The following is a 22,516-nucleotide window of genomic DNA, read 5'->3' as shown; positions in this document are numbered from 1 at the left end:
CCTAACGAATGAAGCTAACCGGCCCCGCCTGCACCGAGGCGATGAGCGGAGCCGGGGAAGCGAGAAGCTGAGAGAGAGCGGGAGGCAATGCAGGCGGGGTCCGAGTTGAGCGGAGGGTTAGGTGTGCTGAGCTCATGGCTTGATTTGAACCCGTGTTCCGTTTGGGGCAATTCGCCACAATTCTTCGATTTCTGGGTTGGTGACTGCGATACAGCCACGAGTCCAATCGGATTTGGTATGCAAGCTGCCGAGCCAGCCGAAGCCATTCTTAATGCCGTGAATCATGATGGCCCCACCTGGTTGATAGCCGCCAGCCTTGGCTCTGGCGATATCGGAGGGCCTTGGGTAGGAAATGTGGAGAGCGCGATGGTAGCCACTCTTTTCAAGACGGCTATCAATGATGAATTCGCCTTCAGGAGTGCGATTGTCGCCTTCGCGTTCCTTCTCGCCGACAGGAGCGCGGCCGAGTGCAACTTGGTATGTGCGAAGGATCTTGCCATTGGAATAGGCAGTCAGGACTCTCTTTGCTTTCTCCACGACGAGTAGATCAGCCCTCGTACCCGGAGGGAGTGGCGAAAAAGCCATGGCGTTCAACCCAGCACCGAGGAGCATGGCCACAGCGAGGAAGATTGAACCCAGTTGATTTCTCATGATGGGTAGCACACCTAACTAGATTTGGACGGCGGGAACGAAGCGATTCGTAGTTCGCCTAATCCGGTCTGAGAAGGATGTAATTGCTGATTTTACCGTGGACCTGTTGAAAGTAGCTATTTGAATGGGCAGACCAAAAAATCACGGATGAAGCAGGTTTTGGAGCAACTGGAGCCTATTGATTCGATGCAGGCCTAAAATTTAGAGCGTACTCCGCTGGTTGGGCGGCCTAACGAATGAAGCTAACCGGCCCCGCCTGCACCGAGGCGACGAGCGGAGCCGAGGAAGCGAGAGGATGAGAGAGAGCGAGAGGCAATGCAGGCGGGGTCCGAGTTGAGCTAAGGGTTAGGCCGATGAGCCATCTTGGGAGATTTCGTAAGCCTCGTAGTGTTCTCGCCCCTCTTTTGGGCGAACAGAAAACCATTGCATGCCCTCAGGAAGTGGAATCTTGGTGGGCGGACCATTTTCTGGTGCGGGTTTTGAGGTGACCGTTGGATCACTATAGTAGGACGACACGAATTCAGTTCGGACGTATGAATGCAGGTAGTAGTCGAATTCAGAGCGATCGAATTCTATGCCGAAGGCCTGGCCGAAGTGACCCAATGCGAATTCACCCAATTCCTTCGGAACCGAGAGATCTGAGTCCTTTTGGCACTGGCAAATTTTGAGAAGCTGCTCAGTGTCAAAATGACTCACATCAATGGAAGCATCAGAAAAATCTTCGCCCTTGGGGTAGCGTTTGAGGAGCCGCACTATTCGAGGATCGTTCTTCATGTGAGCGGCCTAACGAATGTGGCTAACCGGCCACGCCTGCACCGAGGCACTGAGCGGAGCCGAGGAAGCGAGAAGCTGAGCGAGAGCGGAAGACAATGCAGGCGGGGTCCGAGTTGAGCTAGAGGTTAGGCCGCTCAGTAGATCTTGCTTAAGGTAACTCCCTTGGTGGGATCATCTGTGAACTTATCTGGGCGGATGCTGAAATCATCGGTAGTTTGAATTCTGATCGTTTTTGCATTGATGACCTGAAGAATGAGCTTGATCCGGCCTAGCTCTCGACCAGAAGGATCGAATGCGATTAGGTCGAGCCAAATTGGTGATTTGGTTTGATCAATCTTGAATCGCAAGGATGGGCCGCCTGGTATGTCCGGGACCAGCCGTTTGCCATCCATGGTGAGTTGAGCGAAACCACCAGGTTGAAACTGCAAGGTTGCGCTTTTCCCCTTGTCATCAGTCCCTTCCCAGGAGCCCGTCAATTGGCGAATGAGAGCCTCATCGGGTGACTGTGCTGAGATGCAAATGGTGGCCAGTGCTAAAGGAATGCAAGCGAGTACAAGCGGCTTCATTTCTACTCCATGACGGCCTAACTTTGAATTGGACGGTGGGTGGTTGGGGGGTGGAGTTCGCCTAGTCCTGGGGGGTGGGGCGGGGGGTGAGTTCTTGGTTGGGGGAATGGGCGACCTTTGGGTGGGGCTTGACGGGCGAAAAAAAGACGATAAATTGAAACAACCCTTGATGATTCTGTAGCGGGGAGCTGGCACAGGTTAGCGCAATAGGCGATCTGAGGCGATCGGGGTGGGTCCTATGCTCGGGACAAATAGGCAGACGGGTGAAGGGCGGATCGGGGGGGCGCAGCCGCCGAAGCTCATGGACCAGCTGCGGGACCGTCTGCGGGTCCGGCACTACAGCCTGAGGACGGAGGACGCGTATGTGGACTGGGCGCGGCGGTTCATCCTCTTTCATGGCAAGCGGCATCCGAGGGAGATGGGGGCGCCCGAGGTGCAGGCCTTCCTGAGCCATCTGGCGGTGGAGCGCCAGGTGTCGCCCTCGACGCAGAACCAGGCGAAGGCCGCCCTGCTGTTCCTCTACCGGAACCTGCTGGAGGTGGACCTGCCGTGGCTGTCCGAGGTGGTCCAGGCCAAGCGTCCGCCGCGGCTTCCGGTGGTCCTCACGCCGGGGGAGGTGCGCGCACTGTTCGACCAGATGGAGGGTGGGATGGCCCTGCTGGCCCAGGTGCTCTACGGGACGGGCATGCGGCTCATGGAGGGGCTGCGCCTCCGGGTGAAGGACGTGGAATTCGAGCGGCACGAGATCGTGGTGCGGGATGGGAAGGGGGGCAAGGACCGGATGACCATGCTTCCGGAGCGCCTGGTGGAGCCGCTCCGGGCCCACCTCGGTCGGGTGCGCGCGCTGCATGCCCGGGACCTCGACGAGGGGTTCGGGGAGGTCGGCCTGCCGGATGCGCTGGGGCTCAAGTCGCCGCAGGCGGCGCGGGCCTGGGGCTGGCAGTGGGTCTTCCCCTCGGCGCAGCGCTCGGTGGACCCCCGCTCGGGCCTCGTCCGCCGCCATCACCTCCATGCGGAGAGCGTCCAGAAGGCCGTGCGGCTGGCGGCCCGGGCCGCGGAGCTGGTGAAGCCGGTCACGCCCCACGTGCTGCGCCACAGCTTCGCGACGCACCTGCTGGCGGCGGGCCACGACATCCGCACGGTGCAGGAGCTGCTGGGGCACAAGGACGTGGCCACCACCATGATCTACACCCATGTGCTGAACCGCGGCGGCCGCGGCGTGGCGAGCCCCCTGGACGGGCTGTGACCGGGCTCCCGCGCGGGACTGAAACCGGTGGCTGGTTCATTTTGGGTCCCGCGGCAGTACGATCGGGCCATGCACATCTCCCACCTGAGGTTCCGGCAGCTGGTGGACGAGGCCTTGGCCCTCGTGCCGGAGGAGTTCCGGCCGTACCTCGAGGGGGTGGCGATCGTCATCGAGGACTGGGCGCCGGATGCGCTGCTGGATGACCTCGGGGTGCCCGAGGAGGAGACGCTCTATGGCCTCTATTCCGGCCGGGCCCTGACGGAGGGGCGGGTGGAGTCCGGGGACCTGCCGCCTCGCATCACGCTCTACCGGGGGCCGCTCCTGGAAGATTGCCGGGACGAAGAGGACCTGCGCGAGGAGATCGCCACCACCGTCATCCACGAGATCGCCCACCACTTCGGCATCAGCGAGGAGCGGCTGGAGGAACTGGGCTGGGGGTAGACTGCGGGGCGGCCGATCCTCGGGGGCTCCGAGGAGGTGTGGGAGATGGGCCGTTTTTGCCCTTCACCGGGTCATCTGACACTCCGATATTCTGATCCACGGGGCGCGCGGCGTCCGGCAGGTTGGAGTCCTGATGCTGAAACGCCTTTGGTCGGCCTTCAAGGGCAGCGTGGCCGGGTCGGTGCTGGTGGCCAACGTCCTGGCCATCTTCTCGGGCATGATCCCCGTGGCCCTGGTGAAGCTGGCCCTGCCCTTCGGGGCTGTCCGCCGGGGGGCGGACCGGCTGCTGAACGGCATGGCGGAGGGCTGGATCGCCGTGAACGGTGCGTGGATGGCCCTGGTGCACCGCATCCGGTGGGATGTGGCCGGCCACGAGCGCCTGCGGCGGAAGGGCTGGTACCTGGTGAGCAGCAACCACCAGAGCTGGGTGGACATCCTGGTGCTGCAGAAGGTCTTCCACCGGAAAGTGCCCTTCCTGAAGTTCTTCCTCAAGCGCCAGCTGCTCTACGTGCCTGTCATGGGGCTGGCCTGGTGGGCCCTGGATTTCCCGTTCATGCGCCGCCGCAGCGGCAGCCGCTCGAAGGACCTGGCGACGGCCCGCAAGGCCTGCGAGAAGTTCCGCCAGATCCCCACCTCGGTGATGAATTTCCTGGAGGGTACGCGGTTCAGCCCCGCCAAGAAGGCGGCCCAGCAGTCACCCTACCGGCATCTGCTCAAGCCCAAGACCGGCGGCCTGGCCACGGCCCTCAGCGCCATGGGCGAGCGCTTCGACGCCCTGCTGGACGTCACCATCGTCTACCCCGAGGGCGTGCCCACCTTCTGGGACTTCCTCTCCGGCCAGGTGAAGCAGGTGGTGGTGCGGGTACGGGAGCTGGAGATCCCCAAGGACCTGCTGGGCGGCGACTACGAGGGCGACCCCGCCTTCCGCGCCCGCATGCAGGCCTGGCTGCACGAGATCTGGACCGAGAAGGATCGCAAGATCGAGGAGATCGTGCTGGGCTTGCAGTCCCCGGCCAAGGTCCGTTCCTGACGAAGGAAGGGCGCCGTTCCGGCGCCCTTCCTTCGATACGGGCCTTCGTCCCGGAACTACCCGTTCACCTTCACGAACTGCTCCATGAAGTCCACCAGGGTCCTCACGTGGTCCACGGTGACGGCGTTGTAGGTGCTGACGCGGATGCCGCCGATGTCGCGGTAGCCCTTGAGGCCCACCATGCCGGCTTTCTTGGCTTCCTTGACGAACTGATCGTCCAGCTCGGGCGTGGGCAGGAAGAAGTCCACGTTCATGACGCTGCGGTGGCCCTTCTCGGTGACGAAGCCCTTGTAGAAGCCGCTGTGCTTGTCGATGCAGCCGTAGAGCAGTTCGGCCTTCTGCTTGTTGTTGGCCTCGAGGGCCTGCAGGCCGCCGATGCTCTTGTTGTAGGCCAGCACGTTGCGCAGGATGTAGATGCCGAAGGTGGGCGGGGTGTTGTAGAGCGAGTTCTTCTCGGCGTGGATCTTGTAGCGCAGGTAGCTGGGCAGATCCTGGGCTTCGCACATCTCGAGGAAGTCCTCGCGGATGATGGTGAGGGTGACGCCGCTGGGGCCGAGGTTCTTCTGGGCGCCGCCGTAGATGAGGCCGAAGGGGCTCACATCAAACGGGCGCCACATGATGTCGCTGCTCATGTCGCAGACGTAGGGCACATCGCCCACTTTGGGGAACTCGTGCCACTGCGTGCCTTCCACGGTGTTGTTGGAGGTGAAGTGCACGAAGGCGCTGTCGGGGCCGACCTTGATCTCGTCGGCGTAGGGCAGGCGGCTGTACTTGAGCTCCTTGGTGCTGGCGGCCACGCGGACGTTGTCGCCGCCCACGAGCTTGGCCTCCTTGGTGGCCTTCTCCGCCCAGTTGCCGGTGTTGATGTAGTCGGCCTTCCGGCCGCCGCGCAGCAGGTTCAGGGGGATCATGCCGAAGCTGAGGTGCGCGCCGCCCTGGAGCAGGAGCACCTTGTAGTTGCTGGGCAGGCCCATCAGCTCCTTCGTGAGGGCGATGGCCTCCTCATGCACCGCGTCGTATTCCTTGGACCGGTGGCTGACCTCCATGACGGACATGCCGGTGCCGGCGAAGTCCAGCAGCTCGTCCTGGGCGCGCTCCAGGGCCGGCAGGGGCAGCCCCGCAGGGCCGGCGTAGAAGTTGATCACACGATGGGTCATGGGAAGCTCCTTCATCAAGGAATAATGAAAACCACCAGAGTTCAGTCTGTCTCGCGTATCGCCATGGCGATACCGAGAAGACACCAAGACACCAAGGAATGAAGAAAAGAGAAAGGCTTTTCTTGGTGCCTTGGTGTCTTGGTGGTGAGTCCTTTACGCTTTGAAATCCTGCAGGATGGCCACGACCTCGTCGCCGATGCGGCCGAGGTTCTCCTTGGAGCTGGCCCCGAGGTGGGGCGCCATGACGACGTTGGGGGCGCTGAGCAGGGGGCAGTCCGCCGGGGGGGGGTCGCTGGGCCACACGTCGGTGCCGTAGGCCCGCACCTTGCCGCTGTGCAGGGCGGCGGCGAGGTCCGCGTCCACCACGCACTTGCCGCGGCCGGTGTTGATGAGGACGACGCCGTCCTTCACCTTGGCCAGGAAGTCGGCGTTGATCATGCCCCGGGTCTCGTCCGTGAGGGGCGTGTGGATGCTGATGTAGTCGGCCCTGGCGGCCAGCTCGTCGAGGCTCACCATCGTCGCGATGGGGTGCTCCTTGAGGAAGGGATCGTAGGCGATCACCTCCATCCCGAAGGCCTGGGCGCGCTTGGCCACTTCCGTGGCGATGTTGCCGGCGCCGATGAGGCCCAGGGTCTTCTTGAAGAGCTCCGTGCGCTTCAGCTCGCTCTTGAGGAACTTGCCCTCCTTCATGGAGGTGTGGGCCTCGATGAGGCGCGCGGGGATGGCGACCATGAAGGCCATGGCCATCTCCGCCACGGCCACGCTGCTGGCCCTGGGGGTGTTCATGGCCTTGACGCCCTTCTCGGCGCAGAGCTTCTTGTCCACGTTGTCCATGCCCACGCCGCCGCGGATGACGAGCTTGAGCGCGGGGGCCTGGGCCAGGAGGCTCGCGTCCACCTTGGTCTTGGAGCGGACGAGGAGGACGTTGGCCTGTCCGAGGGTGGCCATGTCGGAGCTGACGGTGCCGAAGGCGGCGAGGCGCTCCGGCAGCTTGGCGTCAAAGGCGTCGGCGATGAGGGTGTGCATGCGGAGCTCCGTTCAGCCTTCGTACATCCGGACCAGCAGTCCGGAGCGCAGCTTGGGTTCGAACCAGGTGGACTTGGGGGGCATCACTTCGCCGGCGTCGGCCACGGACATGAGCTGGGTGAGCGAGGTGGGGTAGACCGAGAAGGCCACCGCGCAGCCTTCCTTCACGCGGCGCTCCAGCTCGTCCATGCCCCGGATGCCGCCCACGAAGTCGATGCGGGTGTTGGTGCGGGGATCGTCGATGCCGAGGATCGGGTTGAGCAGGTTCTCCTGGAGGATGCTGACGTCCAGGCCGCGCACGGGATCGCTGGCGGGGTAGGTGCCGGGCTTGGCCTTCAGCTCGTACCAGGTGCCGCCCAGGTACATCCCGAAGGTGGTGGGGGCCTGGGCCGCGCGGTGGGCGGAGGGGGCGACCTCGAACTTCTCGCGGACCTTGGCGAGGAAGGCGTCCTGGCTGAGGCCGTTGAGATCCTTCACCACGCGGTTGTAGTCCATGATCTTCAGCTGGTCGTGGGGGAAGACCACGGCCATGAAGCTCTCGAAGGGCTCGTCGCCCGTGGCGTCGGCACCGGCGGCGGCGCGACGGGCCTGGCCGTAGCGGATGGCGGCGGCGGTGCGGTGGTGGCCGTCGGCGATGTAGAGGGCGGGCACGCCGTTGAACAGGTTCACCAGCTCGCGGATCACGGTCTCGCCGGTGACGACCCACACGGTGTGGCCGATGCCGTCCGGCGTGACCACGTCGTAGACCGGCGGCAGCTTCCGGATGTCATCGACGATGTGATCGATGTAGGGGACGGCCTTGTAGGTGAGGAAGACGGGCTCGGCATTGGCGTTCTGCTCGGTGACGTGCCGGGTGCGGTCGTCCTCCTTGTCCTTGCGGGTGAACTCGTGGCGCTTGATGCTGCCGTTCTCGTACTCCTGCACGGAGCAGAGGCCCACCAGGCCCGCCTGGACGTGGTCGCCCATGCGCTGCTGGTAGACGTAGAGGCTGGGCAGGCCCTCGTGCATGAGGGTGCCGGTCTCGATCATGTGCATGAGGTTCGCCACGCCCTTGGCGTACACCTCGTCCGCGTGGACGTCCGTGCCCGCGGGCAGGTCGATCTCGGGCCGGCCCACGTGGAGGAAGGAGTGGGGGTTCCCCTTGGCCAGCTCGGCGGCCTCCTGGGTGTTCACCACGTCGTAGGGCACGGCGGCGACCTGGGCGGCGAGTTCGGGCCGGGGGCGGTAGGCGCGGAAGGGCTTCAGCTGGGACATGGACACCTGCCTGGGAAGGGGCCCCCGCGGGGCCGCACACACGCGTCATTATTCCCCGGCGGGTGCCCTTTGGAGATCCCGTCCTGCCGGTTTTGACGAAAGTCCCATACCTGGGCCTGGAATGCCTCGATCTGTCAAATCCAGGGCCGGAGCGCAGACGGGTCGGCGGTCAGGACCGGACGGCGGAAGGTCCGGCATCGGGGTCGGGTCCCAGGGAGTCCGTGATCAAGGCCATGTTCATCAGCAGTTCGGTGAGGGGCGTGTCGATGGTCCGCTCCACCCGGCAGGTCTCCACGAACTCGATGTCCGGGTGGTCCCAGGTGAGGATCTCGTAGACCGCGCGGAAGCCCTCCTGATCCCGGTAGGCCGCGTGGATCACCTCGCCCCGGTTCAGGTAGAGGAGGCCCATGCCGGCCTCGGCCTTGACGGTGAGGGTGCAGGACTTCTTCTCCCAGGACAGCAGCTGGAGGATGCTGCCGAGGCTGAGGCCGCGGATCACCCCGACGGCCTCGGCCTGGACCGCCGTGCGGATCACCTCCATGAGGAACCCCAGGCGGAGCGGCTTGCCGAGGATCCGGACCGCCCCCAGGTCCAGCGGGGTGTTGAGGTGCTGGCTTTCGTCCAGGCCGGTCATGACGATGACGGGGATCTGGGGGTAGAGCCGGCTCACTTTCGTGATGAGGTTGAAGCCATCCATGACCGGCATGTCGAGGTCCGTGACCAGCACGTGGACCACCTCCTGCCGGAGCACCTCCAGGGCCTCGAGGCCGTTCTGGGCCGAGAGGATCCGGAACCCCTGCAGACCCTTCAGGCCAGCCCGGTACAGGCTGAGCGTGGCCCGATCATCCTCGACGACGAGGAGGGTGCGGGCGGGGGCCTCGGGATCAGAAGGGGGGCGGCGGGCTGGAGGGTTCATGGGACCCTCCGAGCATACCGTCAGCGGGGCTCGCCCTTGGGAATTTTGCGGGCCGGGGTGGGTTCCTTGGCCAGGATGGCCAGGGCCTCGGCCGCATCCCGGGGGTGGCGGGCCTCCCAGTCCAGCACCCAGGGGGGCAGCTCCGCGTCCTCGTAGTCGCGCAGCTTGCGGTGCCAGCTCACGAGGGACTGCACCATGGCCTCGCGGAGGTTCTCGGCCTTGGGGGGGATGTGGCCCTCCCAGATGGGCTCGTGGAAGTAAGTGCGCAGGGTGGCCTCGGCGGGCTTGCCCCAGACGGCGTAGGTGCGGTCGAGCGGGCCGCCGATGGGCTTCTGGTTGAGGTTCTCCCCGTAGAGGTAGTAGAAGACCGCGTCGCCGTCGCTCCAGTGCCGCAGCACGCCGAAGGCGCCCTTCAGCAGCAGGTCCTGGAGGGCCAGGTCCACGGGCTTGTCCGTGCGGAAGTCCCAGGGGCCCACGTGGGCGTGGGCCACGCTGGGGTAGCCCACCTCGGTGATCATTACGGGCTTGGGCCCCCTGGCATCGGCAAAGCGGGCCGACAGCGTGCGGGCCTTGTAGACGATCCACCACCACGCGTCGCGGATCTGGTCGGGCGTGGGGTATTCGTCGTACTTGGCGATGGGATCGTAGGTGTTGATGCCGATGACGTCCAGGCAGTCGCCGAAGGTGAAGCTGTCGTGGCTGTCGAAGTTCACGCTGTAGATGAGCTTGCCCCCGTAGACCTGGCGGACCGCGGCGGCCAGGCGGCGCCACTGGTCCGGGAAGGGATGGGTGGAGGCCATCTCGGTGCCGAGGCTGTACCACTCCACCCCGCCCTCTTGCGCCAGGGCCGCCAGGCGCACGTTGAAGTCCGTGTAGTTCTTCCACCACAGGTCCCAGCTGGACGGCTCGATGTTGCCGCGCCACCAGTCGGCATTGTCGGCCTCGTCCCGCAGGTTGATGGTGGGGAAGAACATCATGCGCAGGCCGCGGACCTTGGCCTGGTGGAAGGTGCGGCGCAGGCTCTCCTCCGTGGGGCTGGAGGTGGGATGGCGGCGGATCTCGGTGCTGTGACCCGTGTCCATGCGGTAGATGGCCTGGAGGCTCACGCAGGTGGCCCCCGTGGCGGCGATGCGGTCCAGTTCCTCGGCGTAGTCGTAGTCCGGAACCCCGGCATAGAGGCCCAGCACCATGCCGCGCGGCTGCGGCACCAGCGCCTTCCGCTGCGCCCGGTGGATGAACCAGAGGGTGGCGGGCAGGGCCAGGATGGCCAGGAGGGCGAGGATGCGACGGATCATGCGGTGTGGCTCCAGCCTTCAGCCTAGCGGCTGAAGGCTGGAGATAGGAACGGCTTCGCCGTTCCGGGCTTTTCTCAGCTCGCGAACCGGAGGTCGGCTAGATCCGTTCGATCCGCACCTGCACGATCCGCGTGCCGTCCATCTTCAGCACGGTGAGGCGGGCCCCTTCGACGCCCACGGCGTCCTGGGGGTGGGGCACGCGGCCGAGCCGGGCCAGGACGAGGCCGGCCAGGGTGTCGAAGCCGTCGCGCTCCCAGGTGAGGCCCAGCCGCTGGGCCACGTCGTCCACGTGGGCCTGGCCGGAGACGAGGTAGATGCCAGGGGCCTGTTCCACCACGCCGGCCGGGGCTTCGTGTTCGTCCTGGATCTCGCCGAAGACCTCTTCCAGCAGGTCCTCCATGGTGGCCAGGCCGGAGAGGCCACCGAACTCATCGACCACCAGGGCCAGCTGGGTGCGGGTGCGCTGCATCTCGCGGAGCAGGTCCATCACGGGCTTGCTCTCGGGCACGAAGCGGGGCGGCTTCATGAGCGTCGCCAGGGGCGGGTGGTCGCCATCCGGCAGCTGGATGAGGTCCTTGAGGAGGAGGACGCCGCGGACGTGGTCGATGCCGCCTTCGTAGATGGGCAGCCGCGAGTGGCGGGTGCGGGTGAAGGTCTGCCAGGCCTCGGGGATGGTGGCTTCCAGCGGCAGGGCCGCGATGCGGGTACGGGGCGTCATCACTTCGCGCACGAGGGTGTCGCCGAAGGTCACGACGTTGCGGATGAGCTCGCGGTCGCCGGCCTCCAGGATGCCCTCGGCCTCGCCCTCCTCCAGCAGGGCGGTGACGGCCTCCTGGGTGGCGTCCTCGGGCTCGGTCTCTTTGGCGCGCTCCTGGGTGTGGCGATCGATGAGCTGGGCCACGGGATCCACCAGGGGCGCCAGGAGGGCCTGGATGGGCGCATAGAGGGGGAACAGGCGGATCACCCACCGGGCCGGATCGCCGGAGGTGAGGAGGGCGGGCAGGGCCAGATCCAGGGCCCAGAGCCCGGCCAGCACCAGGATCCCCAGGGTCCAGCCGCCGCCGGGCAGGGCGAGGCGGAAGGGCCAGAGCAGGCCCAGGAGGATCAGCAGGAGGGCCTTGTTCCAGAAGCCCAGGCCCATGCCCAGGGTCCGGGGTCGCCCCAGCAGCGCGGCCAGGCGGGGGTCGGTGATGGCGTCCTCCTCCAGCAGCCGCCGCCGCTGCAGCGAGGGCAGGGCATGGAAGGCCGACAGCAGCGCCGTGGTTCCGCACCGGTAGAGGAGCAGCGCCAAGGTGGCGAGGAGGAGCCAGGATGGGGGGGCGTTGCCGCCTGAATCAGCCATGATCGGATTGATTCTAACGGGTTTCCTGCCTTGCCAGGATCTGGCGGGCCAGGTCCGCCTTGGCTTCGGGGCTGAGGTGCAGCTTCCGCCGCTCGGCTTCGCGGAAGTATTCCTCGGGATCGCGGCAGAGGCCATCGGGCGTGGGGGCCAGCCCCTTGCGGGCCCGGGCGGCGTTCAGGAAGGCGTAGGGTTCCTTCGCCAGCTCCGGACTCCGGAGGAAGTGGCGGAAGGTCCACCAGCCGCCCAGCACGAACCAGACGCCCAGCACGGCCACGGCCCGGTGCTGGAGGCGGCGCATGAGGTCGGGCATCTTCCGCACCTTCTGCCACCAGACGCCCACGGCGAGGTTCAGGGCGATGATGAGGGCCGTCATCGACAGGGTGCCGGTCCAGCCCAGGTCGCCCCAGCCCCAGCCGGTGAGGGCGACGACGGCCGGCGCCAGCAGGACGCTGAAGATCAGGTTGAGGTGGAGCATGTAGAGGAGCAGGGACTCGCGGCTGGCGGCGTCGATGGGGTTGGGGCCCTTCCAGCGGGGGCGCAGCAGGTCCACGGCGCCCATCACGGTGCCGCCCAGGAGGATCCAGCCCAGGCGGGCGGTCACGCTGGGCAGGGTGGCATTGGAGATGGCGCCCAGCTCGGCGTAGGTGAAGGCGCCAGACTTGCTGTGCAGCAGCCACACCCCGTTCTGCTGGATCCAGGTGCCGCCCCAGAGCCAGGCGTGCTGGGCGGAGGCGCCCCAGGCCAACAGCAGGGCGCCGAGGACGGCCAGCCCGGCGAGGAAGCGGGCCTCGCTCCACCGGGCCTTGCCATCCACCTGCATCACCCGGAAGTGCCGGTAGAGGCCCCCCAGGAAGGCGCCGAAGGCTGGGAAGGCGAGCCAGGGGAACAGGGGGAACAGGGCCTGCACGCCGCGGTCGGGGTTGCCGTTGAAGAGGCCGCGGATGGGCAGCCAGAGGCCGTCCGCCACGCCCGTGGCCCAGAGCGAGGGGGCCATCAGCGGCACGAAGACCGCGATCGCCAGGGCGAGCCCCGTGAAGACCCGCGGGTTGCGGATCAGGCGGGCGAGCAGCTGGAGGATCAGCAGGGAGAAGACGATGCACTGGAGCACGTCGATCTTGAAGAGCTCCCGGGCCTTCTGGGCCGTGTTGAGCACGGTCCAGTCCGCGGCCGTCACGCCCGGGGCGTGCAGGGCGTAGGCGCAGAGGAGGATGAAGCCCAGGCGCCGGGCCGTGTCGGGCCAGAAGGGGCGCAGGGTGCCATCCGTCCGGAAGGTCGAGATCACCAGGCTGTAACCCGCGGCCATGGTGAAGCTGGGCGCCACCAGGCCGTTCAGGTAGTTCAGCCAGTCGGGGCGCAGGCCGGCGTGCAGCCAGACGTTCACCGCGTGGACTTCGATCATCACGATCACCGCCCAGCCCCGCAGCTGGTCGATCCAGTCGCAGCGTTTGGAGGGGGTCAGGTCAGACCAGATCGACATGGAGGCCCTCAGGTAGCTTCAAGAGAAACATACGCGGAGGTTGCGGAGAAAGCAGAGGTTCGCAGAGAAAGAAACCAGGCCGGTTCGGTTCTCCTCTGCGTTCCTCTGCCATCTCAGCGATCTCTGCGAGGGTGGTGCCTTTCCGGTATTTGGCTCAGGCGCCCTGCTTCCGCATCACGCTGTGCTTCTTGCCGTAGAGGAAGTAGATGACGAAGCCGAGGGCCAGCCAGCTGATGAGGCGCCACCAGTTGGCCACGGGCAGCGAGAACATCAGCATGAGGCAGCTGAGGACGCCCATGACGGGCACGAAGGGCACCCAGGGGCAGCGGAAGGGGCGCTCGGCTTCGGGGTGCTTCTTCCGCATGATCAGGACGGCGGCGCAGACGATGACGAACGCCAGCAGGGTGCCGATGTTGGCCAGGTGCAGCAGGGCGTCGATGGGCAGGAACCCGGCCAGGATGCCCACGAAGAGGCCGACCAGCATGGTGGACTTCCAGGGGGTGCGGAACTTGGGGTGCACGTCGCCGAAGGTGGCCTTGGGGAGCAGGCCGTCCCGGGCCATGGCCAGGAACACGCGGGGACCGCTGAGCATCATGACCAGCAGCACGGAGGTGATGCCGGCCACGCCCGCGGTGGCGATGAGCCCCTCGGCCCAGGGCATGCCGTTCTGGCGGAAGGCGATGGAGACCGGGGCGTTGATGTCCAGGCGGTCGAACTTGACCATGCCCGTGAGCACGGCCACGACGGCGATGTAGAGGAAGGTGCAGACCACCAGGGACACGATGATGCCGATGGGCACGTCGCGCTGGGGGTTCTTGGCCTCCTCGGCGTGGGTGGAGACCGAGTCGAAGCCGATGTAGGCGAAGAAGATGATGGCCGCGCCGGCCATGGTGCCGATGGGCGCGCCGCCGCCATCCATCTGGCCCGCCACGTGGTGGCCGAAGAAGCTGATGCCCGTCCAGCCGAAGGGTGCGAAGGGATGCCAGTTGGTGGTGTTGATGAAGAAGGCGCCCACGCCGATGACGAACAGCACCGCGGCGACCTTGATCGCCACCATGAGCCCGTTGAAGGTGGCGCTCTCCTGGATGCCCTTGACGAGGATGGCGGTGATGATGGCCACGATGATGAGCGCGGGCAGGTTCATCATGGCGCCCGTGGAGGCGAAGTGGCCGGTGGCGGGGTCGTACTTCCAGGGGGACTCGCTCACCAGCTTGGGGATGTGGATGCCGATGTTGCTGACGGCGCTCTGGAAGTAGGCCGACCAGCCCGTGGCCACGGCGGCGCTCGAAACCCCGTATTCGAGGATGAGATCCCAGCCGATGATCCAGGCGAACAGCTCGCCGAGCGTCGCGTAGGCGTAGGTATAGGCCGATCCCGCCACGGGCACCATGGCCGCGAATTCCGCGTAGCAGAGGGCGGCGAAGATGCAGGTGATGCCCGCGATGACGTAGGAGAGCATCAGCGAGGGGCCCGCGATGTTGTGGGCCGCGGCGCCCGTGGCCACGAAGATGCCCGCACCGATGATGGCGCCCACGCCGAGGGCCGTGAGCTGGATGGGGCCCAGGACGCGGCGGAGGCGGTTCTCGCCCTTGGCCTCTTCGAGGAGGAGGGCCAGGGGCTTGCGGGCGAAGATCTGGGACGTGGAATTCGGGTCGTTCGACATGAACAAGACTCCATGCGATCCGGGTACAGGTGACCCGGAAGGGGATTCCAGGGGATGGTGGGCCAGGGGCTTCCGGCGATGCTAGCACCATCCGGGGGCGGCTATGATGCCCCATGCGTCCGGCCAGCCTCAGCTTCAGGTCCCGCCTTGCGGCGGTCCGGGATTCCCTGCTGCTCTGCCGGGGCTGCCTGGGCCCCGTGGGAGCGGGCGCCGAGGCCGGGCTCTGCGCCCGCTGCTGGGCAGGGCTGCGGCCCCTGCCCGAGGAGCGCTGCGGCCGGTGCGCCCTGGTCCATGGGGACGGGGGCTGTCCCGAGGCCGTGGCCTGGGAGCTGGGAGATGCCCTGTGGGACTACCACGGCGGCCGGCCGCCTCTGGGCGCCCTGCTGCTGCCGGGCATCAAGCAGGGGGAGACAGGCTGGCGGGCGGCCCTGCTCCGACGCCTGGCCCAGGCGCCGCTGCCGGCCTGGGCGGAGGAGGTGGACCGAGTGACCGCGGCGCCGAGCGCCCTGCCGCGGCGTCTGCTCCGGGGCTTCGACCTCGGGGCCGAGGTGGGCGGCCGGGTGGCGGACCGCCTCGGCCGGCCCTTCGAACCCCTGCTCGCCAAGGCCTGGTTCAGCGGCCGCCAGGCCTCACGCAGCGAAAGCGCCCGCCGCCGGCTGCCCCGGAAGGCCATCACCCTGCGGCCCGGCGCCGCGGCGGAAGGAACCGTGCTGCTCGTGGACGATGTGTGGACGACCGGCACCACCCTGCTCCGCTGCGCCCAGGCGCTGCTGGAGGGCGGGGCGGCCGAGGTGCGCGTGCTGACGCTGTTCCGGGCGATGTAGTTTTCAGCTATCAGCTATCAGCTATCAGCTATCAGCTATCAGATGTCAGATGTCAGATGTCAGTGGCTGGCCAGGGGGTGCCGCATGGGCGTGGTGCTCCGGGCGGCGCGCAGGTAGGACGCGGGCCAGGGCACATCCACGCCCAGGGTCTTCGCAGCATGCAGGGGCCAGCGGGGATCGCGGAGGAGCTCGCGGCCCAGCAGCACCAGGTCGGCGGACCCCTGGGCGAGGATCTGCTCAGCCTGCTCGGCGTCGGTGATGAGGCCGACGGCGCCGGTGGGGAGGCCCGCCTCGGCGCGGATCCGGGCGGCGAAGGGCACCTGGTAGCCGGGGCCCAGGGGGATCTCGGCGCGGGGCACCAGGCCGCCGGAGGAGCAGTCCACCAGGTCCACGCCCAGGTCCTTCAGCTCCTTGGCCAGGGCCACGGACTGATCGAGGTTCCAGCCGCCCTCCACCCAATCCGTGGCGGAGATCCGCGCGAGGAGGGGCAGCTCCTCGGGCAGGATGTTGCGCAGGGCGCCCACCACCTCGCGGACCAGGCGCGTCCGGTTCTCGAAGGAACCGCCGTACGCATCGGTGCGGTGGTTCGACAGGGGCGACAGGAACTGGTGCAGCAGGTAGCCGTGGGCGGCGTGGACCTCGATCACCCGGAAGCCCGCGGCCACGGCGCGGCGGGCCGCGTCCATGAAGGCTTCGATGACGGCCAGGATCCCGGGCTCGTCCAGGGCCGTGGGCGCGGTCCAGTCCGCATCGAAGGGCAAGGCGCTGGGAGCCACGGGCGTCCACCCTCCGGCGGAGGCCGGCAGGCTGCCGCTGCCCTTCCAGGGAGCGGGATTCGAGGCCTTGCGGCCCGCGTGGGCCAGCTGGATGCCCGGCACGGCGCCCTGGGAGGCGATGAAGCGCACGATGGGGGCCAGCGCCTCGGCCTGGTCGTCGTTCCAGAGGCCCAGATCATCCGGGCTGATGCGGCCCTCCGGCACCACGGCCGTGGCCTCCGTGACCACCAGGCCCGCGCCGCCCTGGGCCAGGCCGCCCAGGTGGACCAGGTGCCAGTCGTTGGCGAGTCCATCCTTGGCCTGGTACTGGCACATGGGCGACACGGCGATGCGGTTGGGCAGCGTGAGGCCGCGGAGGTTCAAGGTGGTGAAGAGACGGGACATGGTGGCTCCGGTTCTGCTTAGGGATATAGGGTAGGACGAGTCTGGAGTCTCGAGACTGGAGATACAGGCATCTTGTTGCGCAAGCGGCGCGCCATTCGTCCCAGTTCGGCGCCGGCCCATGAGAACGGCCCGAACTGAAACGGATGGCGCGGCCCGAATGGCCCCCAGAAAGCAGTACCTCCGGGCTCCAGACTCCAGTCTCTGGATTTCTTTTCAAATCCCGAGCACCTTCCTCACCTCCGCCTCCAGGACCCCCTCCCGGATCTCCGCCAGGTCGTAGCGGACGCGGGTCATGGGTTTGCTGACCTTGAGCACGCGGGTGAGGTCGATGGGGGTGCCGCTGAGGACCACGTCGCAGGGGGTGGCCTCGATGGTGGCCTGCAGGTCCTTCACCTGCTGCTCGCCGTAGCCCATGGCCGGCAGGATGCCCTGGGCGTTGGGGTACTTGCGGTAGGTGGCGGCGATGGAGGCCACGGCGTAGGGTGTGGGGTCCACGATCTCGTGGGCGCCCACGGCCTTGGCGGCCACCACACCGGCGCCGTAGGTCATGGAGCCGTGGGTGAGCGTGGGGCCGTCCTCGATGACGAGGGCGCGCTTGCCCTTCACCATCTCCGGCTTGTCGCAGGTCACGGGACTGTTGGCGCGGATGACGCGGGCCTTGGGGTTCACCAGGGCCGCGTTGGCCTCGATGGCCTTGATGTCAGCTTCCTTGGCGCTGTCGCACTTGTTGATGATGATGATGTCGGCCATGCGGAAGTTGGCCTCGCCGGGGTGATAGGCCATCTCATGGCCGGAGCGCAGGGGATCGGCGATGCAGAGGTGCAGGTCGCTCTTGTAGAAGGGCAGGTCGTTGTTGCCGCCGTCCCAGAGGATGACGTCGGCCTCCTTTTCTGCGCTGCGGATGATCTGCTCGTAGTCCACGCCGGCGTAGACCACGAAGCCGTTGTCGATGTGCGGCTCGTACTCCTCGCGCTCCTCGATGGTGCACTCGTGCTTGTCCAGGTCGCTGTAAGTCGCGAAGCGCTGGCAGGCCTGCTTGGCAAGGTCGCCGTAGGGCATGGGGTGGCGGATGGCCACGACCTTCTTGCCCAGCTTCTTCAGGATGTTGCTGATGTAGCGGGTGGTCTGGCTCTTGCCCGCGCCCGTGCGCACGGCCGTGATGCCGATGACCGGCCTGGTGGACTGGATCATGGTCTTGTCCGCACCCAGCAGCTCGAAGTCGCAGCCGTGGGCGATGCAGAGGCTGGCCAGGTGCATGACGGTGGCGTGGGGCACATCGGAATACGAGAACACCGCGGCGTCGACCCGTTCGCGGTGGATGAGGTCCACCAATTCTGATTCGTCGAAGATGGGGATGCCTTCCGGATAGAGCTTCCCGGCGAGCACGGCCGGGTAGCGGCGACCGGCGATGTCCGGAATCTGGGTGGCCGTGAAGGCCACCACCTGGTACGCGGGATTGTCCCGGTACACGGTGTTGAAGTTGTGGAAGTCGCGTCCGGCGGCTCCCAGGATCACCACGCGTCGTGTCGCCATGACACTTGCCTCTCGGTCCAGCGGTGCGCCGACACGCTCGGGGGTGGCAGTCCTGGCGGCACCGCGACCCAGGGAGGATAGCCGTCCCGGCCGTATCTTGAGAACGGGGTTGTGGCTTGAATCACACCGGGCGGAAGGGTCTATGCTTCTTCCATGTCCATCGCAGCCTCCCTCTCGGCCTTCTTCCGCCGGTGGCGCCGGTGGATCCTCGTGCTGGCGGGAGTCTATGCGCTGTGGATCCTGGCGGGGTTCTTCCTGGTCCCCGTTCTGGCGAAACCCCGCCTGGAGCGGGCGGCCACCCAGGCCCTGAAGCGCCCCACCACCGTGGTCCGGCTGCGGTTCAACCCCTTCACCTTCGGGGTCACCGTCGAAGGCCTGCGGGTGGCCGAACGGGGCGGGGGCGACTGGATCACCCTCCAGCGCGCCTACGTGAACCCCTACGTCTGGCGGCTGCTGCGCCACACGGTGGGGTTCGCGGTCATCGAGGTCGATGGCCTCACCGTCCGGACGGCCCTGGATCACGAGGGCCACCTCAATTTCCAGGACCTGCTGGAGGAAGAGGAAAAGCCGGGGACCCCGGCGGCACCGCCCTCCCGCTGGATCCTGGACGTCCGCCGATTCCAGCTGCGGGAAGGGCGGGTGGAGTTCACGGACCGGTCCGCCTCGGCCCCCTTCCACTCGGAGCTGGGGCCCATCGCCTTCCGCCTGGACAACCTGCGCACCGAGGTGGGCCACCGCAGCGGCGTCGCCCTGGAGGCCTGGACGGAGGCCAAGGAGCACCTGGTCTGGAAGGGCGACCTGGGCTTCCAGCCCTTCGCCTCCAGGGGCAGCCTGCTGCTGGAGAACCTCTCGCTGCCCAAGTACCGGCCCTACGAGCAGGACCAGGTCTCCAGCGAGATCCGCAGCGGCACGGGCACCGTACGGGCCCAGTACCGCTTCGAGTGGTCCAAGGGCCACCACGTCGTGGAGCTGTCCGGGCTGGATCTCAGCGTGAAGGATCTGAAGATCGCCGAGCGGGGCGTCGCCGAGCCGGCCATCGAGCTGCCCTCGCTCGCGGTCAAGGACGGCAGGGCCGACCTGCTGGTGCCCTCGGTGGAGCTGGGCTCCATCACCGCGGAGCAGGGCATCCTCCGGGTCCAGGCCGCGAAGGACGGGGCCCTGAACGTGGTGCGCCTCCTCGCGCCACCCAAGCCCAAAGAGAAGAAGAAGGACGAGAAGCCCCTCCAGCTCCTGATCCGCGACCTGGCCCTGAAGGGCTTCCGGGTGGGCTGGGAGGACCTGGGCCCGGCCCGGCCCGTGAAGGTGGAGGCCACGGAGGTGAACCTCGGCTGGAAGGGGCTGACGCTCGCACCCGACGGCATCAGCCAGATGGCCCTGGACCTGAAGCTCGGCGCAGGCTCGCTCAAGGTCGAGGGCCAGGTGGCCCCGCTCAAGGCCACGGGCGACCTCCAGCTGAAGGCCGAGGGCCTGGAGCTGGCGCCCTGGGATCCCTACCTGGACACGGCCCTGGACCTGCGCATCGCCTCGGGGAAGCTGGGGGCCGACGGCCGCGTGCGCTTCACCTTCGAGGGCCGCAGGACGGATGGCGTCGCCTACCGGGGTGCGGCTTCCGTGCAGGGCTTCGAGGCACGGGATGCGGCCCAGAACGAACCTTTCCTCCGCTGGAAGCAGCTGCGCCTGTCGGGGGCGGACATCCACACCGCACCCCTGGCCGTGGCCATCCAGACCGTGGATTGGACCGACCCGGAAGGCCGCGTGGTGGTCCAGCCCGATGGCAGCACCAACGTGGCCCGGGCCCTGCGCCTGGCCCCGGAAGGCAAGCCCGCCGCCCCACCAGCTGCCGTCCTGCCCGCCACCCCGACGGGAGCGCCGGACCTGGCCATCGTGACCTTCGGCATCACCGGCGGCCGCCTCAGCTACATCGACCGGTCCCTGCAGCCGAACGCGGCGCTGGTGCTCAGCGATCTGGAGGGCAGCTACCTGGGCCTGTCCAGCCGCGCCGATGCCTCGTCGAAGGTCGATTTCAAAGGCCGCGCCGGAGGGCTGGCCCCCATCACCATCACGGGCCACGCGATGCCCCTCCGCAGCGACCTGGATACCGACGTGATCCTGAAGATCCAGGGTGCGGACCTCACCGACTTCACGCCCTACACGGGCAAGTACCTGGGCTACACCGTGCAGAAGGGCAAGCTCGTCCTGGATTCCCGCCTGCGCATCGACCACCGGAACCTGAAGTCCGAGAACGCCGTGAAGCTGGACCAGTTCTACCTGGGCGAGAAGGTGCAGAGCCCGGATGCCACAGGCCTGCCCGTGAAGCTGGGCCTGGCGATCCTGCGGGACCGCAAGGGGGTCATCGCCTTCGACCTGCCCATCGAAGGCAACCTCGACGATCCCGACGTGAAGTACGGCAAGCTCGTGTGGAAGGCCGTCTTCAACCTGCTGGGGAAGATCGCCACCTCGCCCTTCACCCTCATCGGCAAGCTCTTCGGCAGCGATGCGGGCGATCTCAGCAGTGTGGCCTTCGCGCCCGGCTCGGCGGCCCTGGATGCCGCGGCCACCACCAAGCTGCAGGCTCTGGCCAAGGCCCTGCAGGAACGGCCCGAGCTGCGCCTCGAAGCCGAGGGAGCCGGGGACGAGGCGCAGGATGGGGGCGCCCTGCGCAAGGCGGCGCTCGAGACCCTGCTGCGTCGCACCCGGGCCCAGGGCCTCAAGACGGAGGAGGCCCCGGTGCCGCCCGCCGAGCGGGAGCGGTGGCTCAAAGCCGCCTACGACACAGCCTTCCCCGCGCCCAAGCCCGCCAAGGGCGAGACGCCGCCGCCCCCGCCGCCCGCGGAGATGGAGCAGCGCCTGCTGGGCCTCCAGAAGGTGGATCCCGCGGACCTGGCCCAGCTGGCGGATGCCCGGGCCAAGGGCGTGCTCGCCTGGCTCCTGGATACCGGCAAGGCCGATCCCGCCCGGATCTTCCAGGTGCGGAGCGGCCAGGCCAAGGGCCCGGCCGTGGCGTTCACGCTGAAGTAGCCGCCCCCCTGGGCCGCTCCCGCAGGCCGTGGATGTCCTTGAACAGGGCCTGGATGCGGGGGAGGTCCAGGTCCAGGTTCCCGTCGGGCCGGAACACGGGCATCAACCGGATCACGTGATCCCGGAAATCGAACCCCACGGGGAAGAGGGGCACTTTCGCCGTGGTGGAGATGGCGTAGAAGCCGGATCGCCACTGGCTCACGCCCTTGCGGGTGCCTTCCGGTGCCAGGGCCAGCAGGCGGGCGGGGACGCCCTCGAAGGCCTTCACACAGGTGTCGACCACCCCATGGCGCACCTGGCGGTTCACAGGGATGCCGCCCAGCCAGAGGAAGAAACGCTTGAGCGGGGTCTGGAAGAGGGAGTGCTTGCCCAGCCAGGACACGCGCAGTTCCAGGGCGAAGACCACGGCCACGCCCACCACGAAGTCCCAGTTGGAGGTGTGGGGGGCCACGATGGTGACGAACTTGAGCTCTTCCGGGAAGGCGCCCTCGATGCGCCAGCCGCCCAGGCGCAGGTAGGCCCGTCCCAGGGCCCGCCACAGCCAGCCCCGGGGCTGGCGGAGGGCCTCAGGGGGGGCTGGGTAGGGTGTGGACTGGTGCAAGCGATGCCTCGGGAGAGCGGGGACGGTGTCTGCTGTGAGATGGGGCCTCACAGGGTAACCGCCCTCCCTTTCTAATGACAGAAGGGCACCGCCAGTCACCCATCCCCATTCAGAACCCACCCGCCATGGACCGCCTTCGACATCCGCTCAGATCTCGGCCTCGGCCCGCCGAAGGCGGGTGCGAATGAGCGTCCATCGGTTGTCCAGCTCCGCCAGCAAGCTCTCCCCGCCGAGGCCGGTCGAACCCTTCAGGCGCATGACCTGTGCGCCAGCCTCATTCCGGAGGAGTTGCAGCTCATCCGCGATCCGGTCGAATTCGAGCCCGGTGTCTGGCCTGCACCGCTTCGCCCTGGCCCGGGCCTGCGCGATGGTTGCGGTCCATTCCGCGAGCAGGGCCTCCAGGCGCTCGGTGTCGGCCTTTCGCCTGGAGAATGTGGAGAGGGGAGGTAGGGGGGAGTCCTCTTTGGCGCGCATCGTTCCATCCCGTCCAGAAGTGTTGGAGGCCGGGCCGGGGCCCGGCACCTGCTCTTTGACGACCTGGA

Annotated in this window: 20 protein-coding genes; 5 read left to right on the top strand and 15 right to left on the bottom strand. The window is 67.3% G+C overall.

All coding sequences use genetic code 11. The features are described from left to right. Positions 1-132 precede the first annotated feature (132 nt). From MLE43_RS13540 to MLE43_RS13530, 3 genes are all read right to left on the bottom strand, one after another. Positions 133-651, bottom strand: a complete 519-nt coding sequence (locus tag MLE43_RS13540) for a L,D-transpeptidase family protein (RefSeq protein WP_243304902.1) — start codon at positions 649-651, stop codon at positions 133-135. A gap of 345 nt (positions 652-996) precedes the next feature. Continuing rightward, the gene (locus MLE43_RS13535; RefSeq protein ID WP_243304901.1) at positions 997-1,425 is read right to left on the bottom strand and encodes a hypothetical protein; all 429 of its coding nucleotides are present in this window, start codon (positions 1,423-1,425) and stop codon (positions 997-999) included. A 134-nt stretch (positions 1,426-1,559) separates the two neighbouring features. After that, on the bottom strand, positions 1,560-1,991 hold the full coding sequence (locus MLE43_RS13530; RefSeq protein ID WP_243304899.1) for a hypothetical protein: 432 nt from the start codon (positions 1,989-1,991) through the stop codon (positions 1,560-1,562). 301 nt (positions 1,992-2,292) lie between these two features. Between MLE43_RS13530 and MLE43_RS13525 the strand changes: the two genes are divergently transcribed. From MLE43_RS13525 to MLE43_RS13515, 3 genes are all read left to right on the top strand, one after another. After that, positions 2,293-3,237, top strand: a complete 945-nt coding sequence (locus MLE43_RS13525) for an integron integrase (RefSeq protein ID WP_420843206.1) — start codon at positions 2,293-2,295, stop codon at positions 3,235-3,237. 69 nt (positions 3,238-3,306) lie between these two features. Beyond that, complete coding sequence (locus MLE43_RS13520) at positions 3,307-3,678, top strand: metallopeptidase family protein (protein WP_243304894.1); 372 nt, start codon at positions 3,307-3,309, stop codon at positions 3,676-3,678. A gap of 133 nt (positions 3,679-3,811) precedes the next feature. Then, the gene (locus MLE43_RS13515; RefSeq protein ID WP_243304893.1) at positions 3,812-4,708 is read left to right on the top strand and encodes an acyltransferase; all 897 of its coding nucleotides are present in this window, start codon (positions 3,812-3,814) and stop codon (positions 4,706-4,708) included. A 56-nt stretch (positions 4,709-4,764) separates the two neighbouring features. Here the strand turns inward: MLE43_RS13515 and serC are convergent, their stop codons facing one another. The 8 genes from serC to MLE43_RS13475 all read right to left on the bottom strand — a co-directional run bounded on the left by serC (position 4,765) and on the right by MLE43_RS13475 (position 14,838). Then, positions 4,765-5,865, bottom strand: coding sequence for a 3-phosphoserine/phosphohydroxythreonine transaminase (gene serC / locus MLE43_RS13510; RefSeq protein WP_243304891.1), 1,101 nt, complete (start codon positions 5,863-5,865; stop codon positions 4,765-4,767). Positions 5,866-6,018: 153 nt separating this feature from the next. After that, a complete protein-coding gene (locus MLE43_RS13505; protein ID WP_243304889.1) occupies positions 6,019-6,891 on the bottom strand; it encodes an NAD(P)-dependent oxidoreductase in 873 nt (290 codons plus the stop codon). Positions 6,892-6,903: 12 nt separating this feature from the next. Then, positions 6,904-8,145 (bottom strand): DUF1015 domain-containing protein, encoded by a 1,242-nt coding sequence (locus MLE43_RS13500; protein ID WP_243304887.1) that lies wholly within the window; start codon positions 8,143-8,145, stop codon positions 6,904-6,906. Between the two features lie 169 nt (positions 8,146-8,314). Beyond that, a complete protein-coding gene (locus MLE43_RS13495) occupies positions 8,315-9,061 on the bottom strand; it encodes a response regulator (protein WP_243304885.1) in 747 nt (248 codons plus the stop codon). 20 nt (positions 9,062-9,081) lie between these two features. After that, the gene (locus tag MLE43_RS13490) at positions 9,082-10,356 is read right to left on the bottom strand and encodes a glycoside hydrolase family 113 (protein ID WP_243304882.1); all 1,275 of its coding nucleotides are present in this window, start codon (positions 10,354-10,356) and stop codon (positions 9,082-9,084) included. 97 nt (positions 10,357-10,453) lie between these two features. Beyond that, positions 10,454-11,698 (bottom strand): hemolysin family protein, encoded by a 1,245-nt coding sequence (locus tag MLE43_RS13485; RefSeq protein WP_243304881.1) that lies wholly within the window; start codon positions 11,696-11,698, stop codon positions 10,454-10,456. 13 nt (positions 11,699-11,711) lie between these two features. After that, positions 11,712-13,175 carry a heparan-alpha-glucosaminide N-acetyltransferase domain-containing protein gene (locus tag MLE43_RS13480; RefSeq protein ID WP_243304880.1) on the bottom strand — a complete coding sequence of 488 codons (1,464 nt, stop codon included), beginning with the start codon at positions 13,173-13,175 and terminating at the stop codon, positions 11,712-11,714. A gap of 154 nt (positions 13,176-13,329) precedes the next feature. Continuing rightward, positions 13,330-14,838 carry an amino acid permease gene (locus MLE43_RS13475; RefSeq protein ID WP_243304879.1) on the bottom strand — a complete coding sequence of 503 codons (1,509 nt, stop codon included), beginning with the start codon at positions 14,836-14,838 and terminating at the stop codon, positions 13,330-13,332. A 113-nt stretch (positions 14,839-14,951) separates the two neighbouring features. Here MLE43_RS13475 and MLE43_RS13470 point away from each other — a divergent pair, with 113 nt between their 5' ends. Beyond that, positions 14,952-15,662 carry a ComF family protein gene (locus MLE43_RS13470; RefSeq protein WP_243304878.1) on the top strand — a complete coding sequence of 237 codons (711 nt, stop codon included), beginning with the start codon at positions 14,952-14,954 and terminating at the stop codon, positions 15,660-15,662. Between the two features lie 59 nt (positions 15,663-15,721). Here MLE43_RS13470 and MLE43_RS13465 read toward each other — a convergent pair whose 3' ends face one another. Further along, complete coding sequence (locus MLE43_RS13465; protein WP_243304877.1) at positions 15,722-16,822, bottom strand: NADH:flavin oxidoreductase/NADH oxidase; 1,101 nt, start codon at positions 16,820-16,822, stop codon at positions 15,722-15,724. 213 nt (positions 16,823-17,035) lie between these two features. After that, complete coding sequence (locus MLE43_RS13460) at positions 17,036-18,355, bottom strand: cyclic 2,3-diphosphoglycerate synthase (protein WP_243304876.1); 1,320 nt, start codon at positions 18,353-18,355, stop codon at positions 17,036-17,038. A gap of 153 nt (positions 18,356-18,508) precedes the next feature. Between MLE43_RS13460 and MLE43_RS13455 the strand changes: the two genes are divergently transcribed. Further along, positions 18,509-21,373: a DUF748 domain-containing protein gene (locus MLE43_RS13455; protein WP_243304875.1), complete on the top strand. Its 2,865-nt coding sequence runs from the start codon at positions 18,509-18,511 to the stop codon at positions 21,371-21,373. Here the strand turns inward: MLE43_RS13455 and MLE43_RS13450 are convergent. Together MLE43_RS13450 and MLE43_RS13445 are read right to left on the bottom strand one after the other, a co-directional pair. After that, positions 21,360-21,974 carry a 1-acyl-sn-glycerol-3-phosphate acyltransferase gene (locus MLE43_RS13450; RefSeq protein WP_243304874.1) on the bottom strand — a complete coding sequence of 205 codons (615 nt, stop codon included), beginning with the start codon at positions 21,972-21,974 and terminating at the stop codon, positions 21,360-21,362. The two genes, MLE43_RS13455 and MLE43_RS13450, sit on opposite strands and share 14 nt — an antisense overlap. 147 nt (positions 21,975-22,121) lie before the next feature. Beyond that, positions 22,122-22,448 carry a sll1863 family stress response protein gene (locus MLE43_RS13445; RefSeq protein WP_243304873.1) on the bottom strand — a complete coding sequence of 109 codons (327 nt, stop codon included), beginning with the start codon at positions 22,446-22,448 and terminating at the stop codon, positions 22,122-22,124. Positions 22,449-22,516 lie beyond the last annotated feature (68 nt).

The organism is Geothrix oryzisoli (genome assembly GCF_022808865.1).
GTDB classification, from domain to species: domain Bacteria; phylum Acidobacteriota; class Holophagae; order Holophagales; family Holophagaceae; genus Geothrix; species Geothrix oryzisoli.
This window is presented reverse-complemented; position numbering and strand designations above follow the sequence as displayed.

Coding starts and splice junctions, on each gene's coding strand:
- MLE43_RS13500 (WP_243304887.1), bottom strand. CDS start 8,145: ATGTCCCAGCTGAAGCCCTTCCGCGCCTACCGCCCCCGGCCCGAACTC.
- MLE43_RS13540 (WP_243304902.1), bottom strand. CDS start 651: ATGAGAAATCAACTGGGTTCAATCTTCCTCGCTGTGGCCATGCTCCTC.
- MLE43_RS13470 (WP_243304878.1), top strand. CDS start 14,952: ATGCGTCCGGCCAGCCTCAGCTTCAGGTCCCGCCTTGCGGCGGTCCGG.
- MLE43_RS13445 (WP_243304873.1), bottom strand. CDS start 22,448: ATGCGCGCCAAAGAGGACTCCCCCCTACCTCCCCTCTCCACATTCTCC.
- MLE43_RS13475 (WP_243304879.1), bottom strand. CDS start 14,838: ATGTCGAACGACCCGAATTCCACGTCCCAGATCTTCGCCCGCAAGCCC.
- MLE43_RS13485 (WP_243304881.1), bottom strand. CDS start 11,698: ATGGCTGATTCAGGCGGCAACGCCCCCCCATCCTGGCTCCTCCTCGCC.
- MLE43_RS13480 (WP_243304880.1), bottom strand. CDS start 13,175: ATGTCGATCTGGTCTGACCTGACCCCCTCCAAACGCTGCGACTGGATC.
- MLE43_RS13520 (WP_243304894.1), top strand. CDS start 3,307: ATGCACATCTCCCACCTGAGGTTCCGGCAGCTGGTGGACGAGGCCTTG.
- MLE43_RS13515 (WP_243304893.1), top strand. CDS start 3,812: ATGCTGAAACGCCTTTGGTCGGCCTTCAAGGGCAGCGTGGCCGGGTCG.
- serC (WP_243304891.1), bottom strand. CDS start 5,865: ATGACCCATCGTGTGATCAACTTCTACGCCGGCCCTGCGGGGCTGCCC.
- MLE43_RS13530 (WP_243304899.1), bottom strand. CDS start 1,991: ATGAAGCCGCTTGTACTCGCTTGCATTCCTTTAGCACTGGCCACCATT.
- MLE43_RS13505 (WP_243304889.1), bottom strand. CDS start 6,891: ATGCACACCCTCATCGCCGACGCCTTTGACGCCAAGCTGCCGGAGCGC.
- MLE43_RS13465 (WP_243304877.1), bottom strand. CDS start 16,822: ATGTCCCGTCTCTTCACCACCTTGAACCTCCGCGGCCTCACGCTGCCC.
- MLE43_RS13460 (WP_243304876.1), bottom strand. CDS start 18,355: ATGGCGACACGACGCGTGGTGATCCTGGGAGCCGCCGGACGCGACTTC.
- MLE43_RS13495 (WP_243304885.1), bottom strand. CDS start 9,061: ATGAACCCTCCAGCCCGCCGCCCCCCTTCTGATCCCGAGGCCCCCGCC.
- MLE43_RS13535 (WP_243304901.1), bottom strand. CDS start 1,425: ATGAAGAACGATCCTCGAATAGTGCGGCTCCTCAAACGCTACCCCAAG.
- MLE43_RS13455 (WP_243304875.1), top strand. CDS start 18,509: ATGTCCATCGCAGCCTCCCTCTCGGCCTTCTTCCGCCGGTGGCGCCGG.
- MLE43_RS13525 (WP_420843206.1), top strand. CDS start 2,293: ATGGACCAGCTGCGGGACCGTCTGCGGGTCCGGCACTACAGCCTGAGG.
- MLE43_RS13490 (WP_243304882.1), bottom strand. CDS start 10,356: ATGATCCGTCGCATCCTCGCCCTCCTGGCCATCCTGGCCCTGCCCGCC.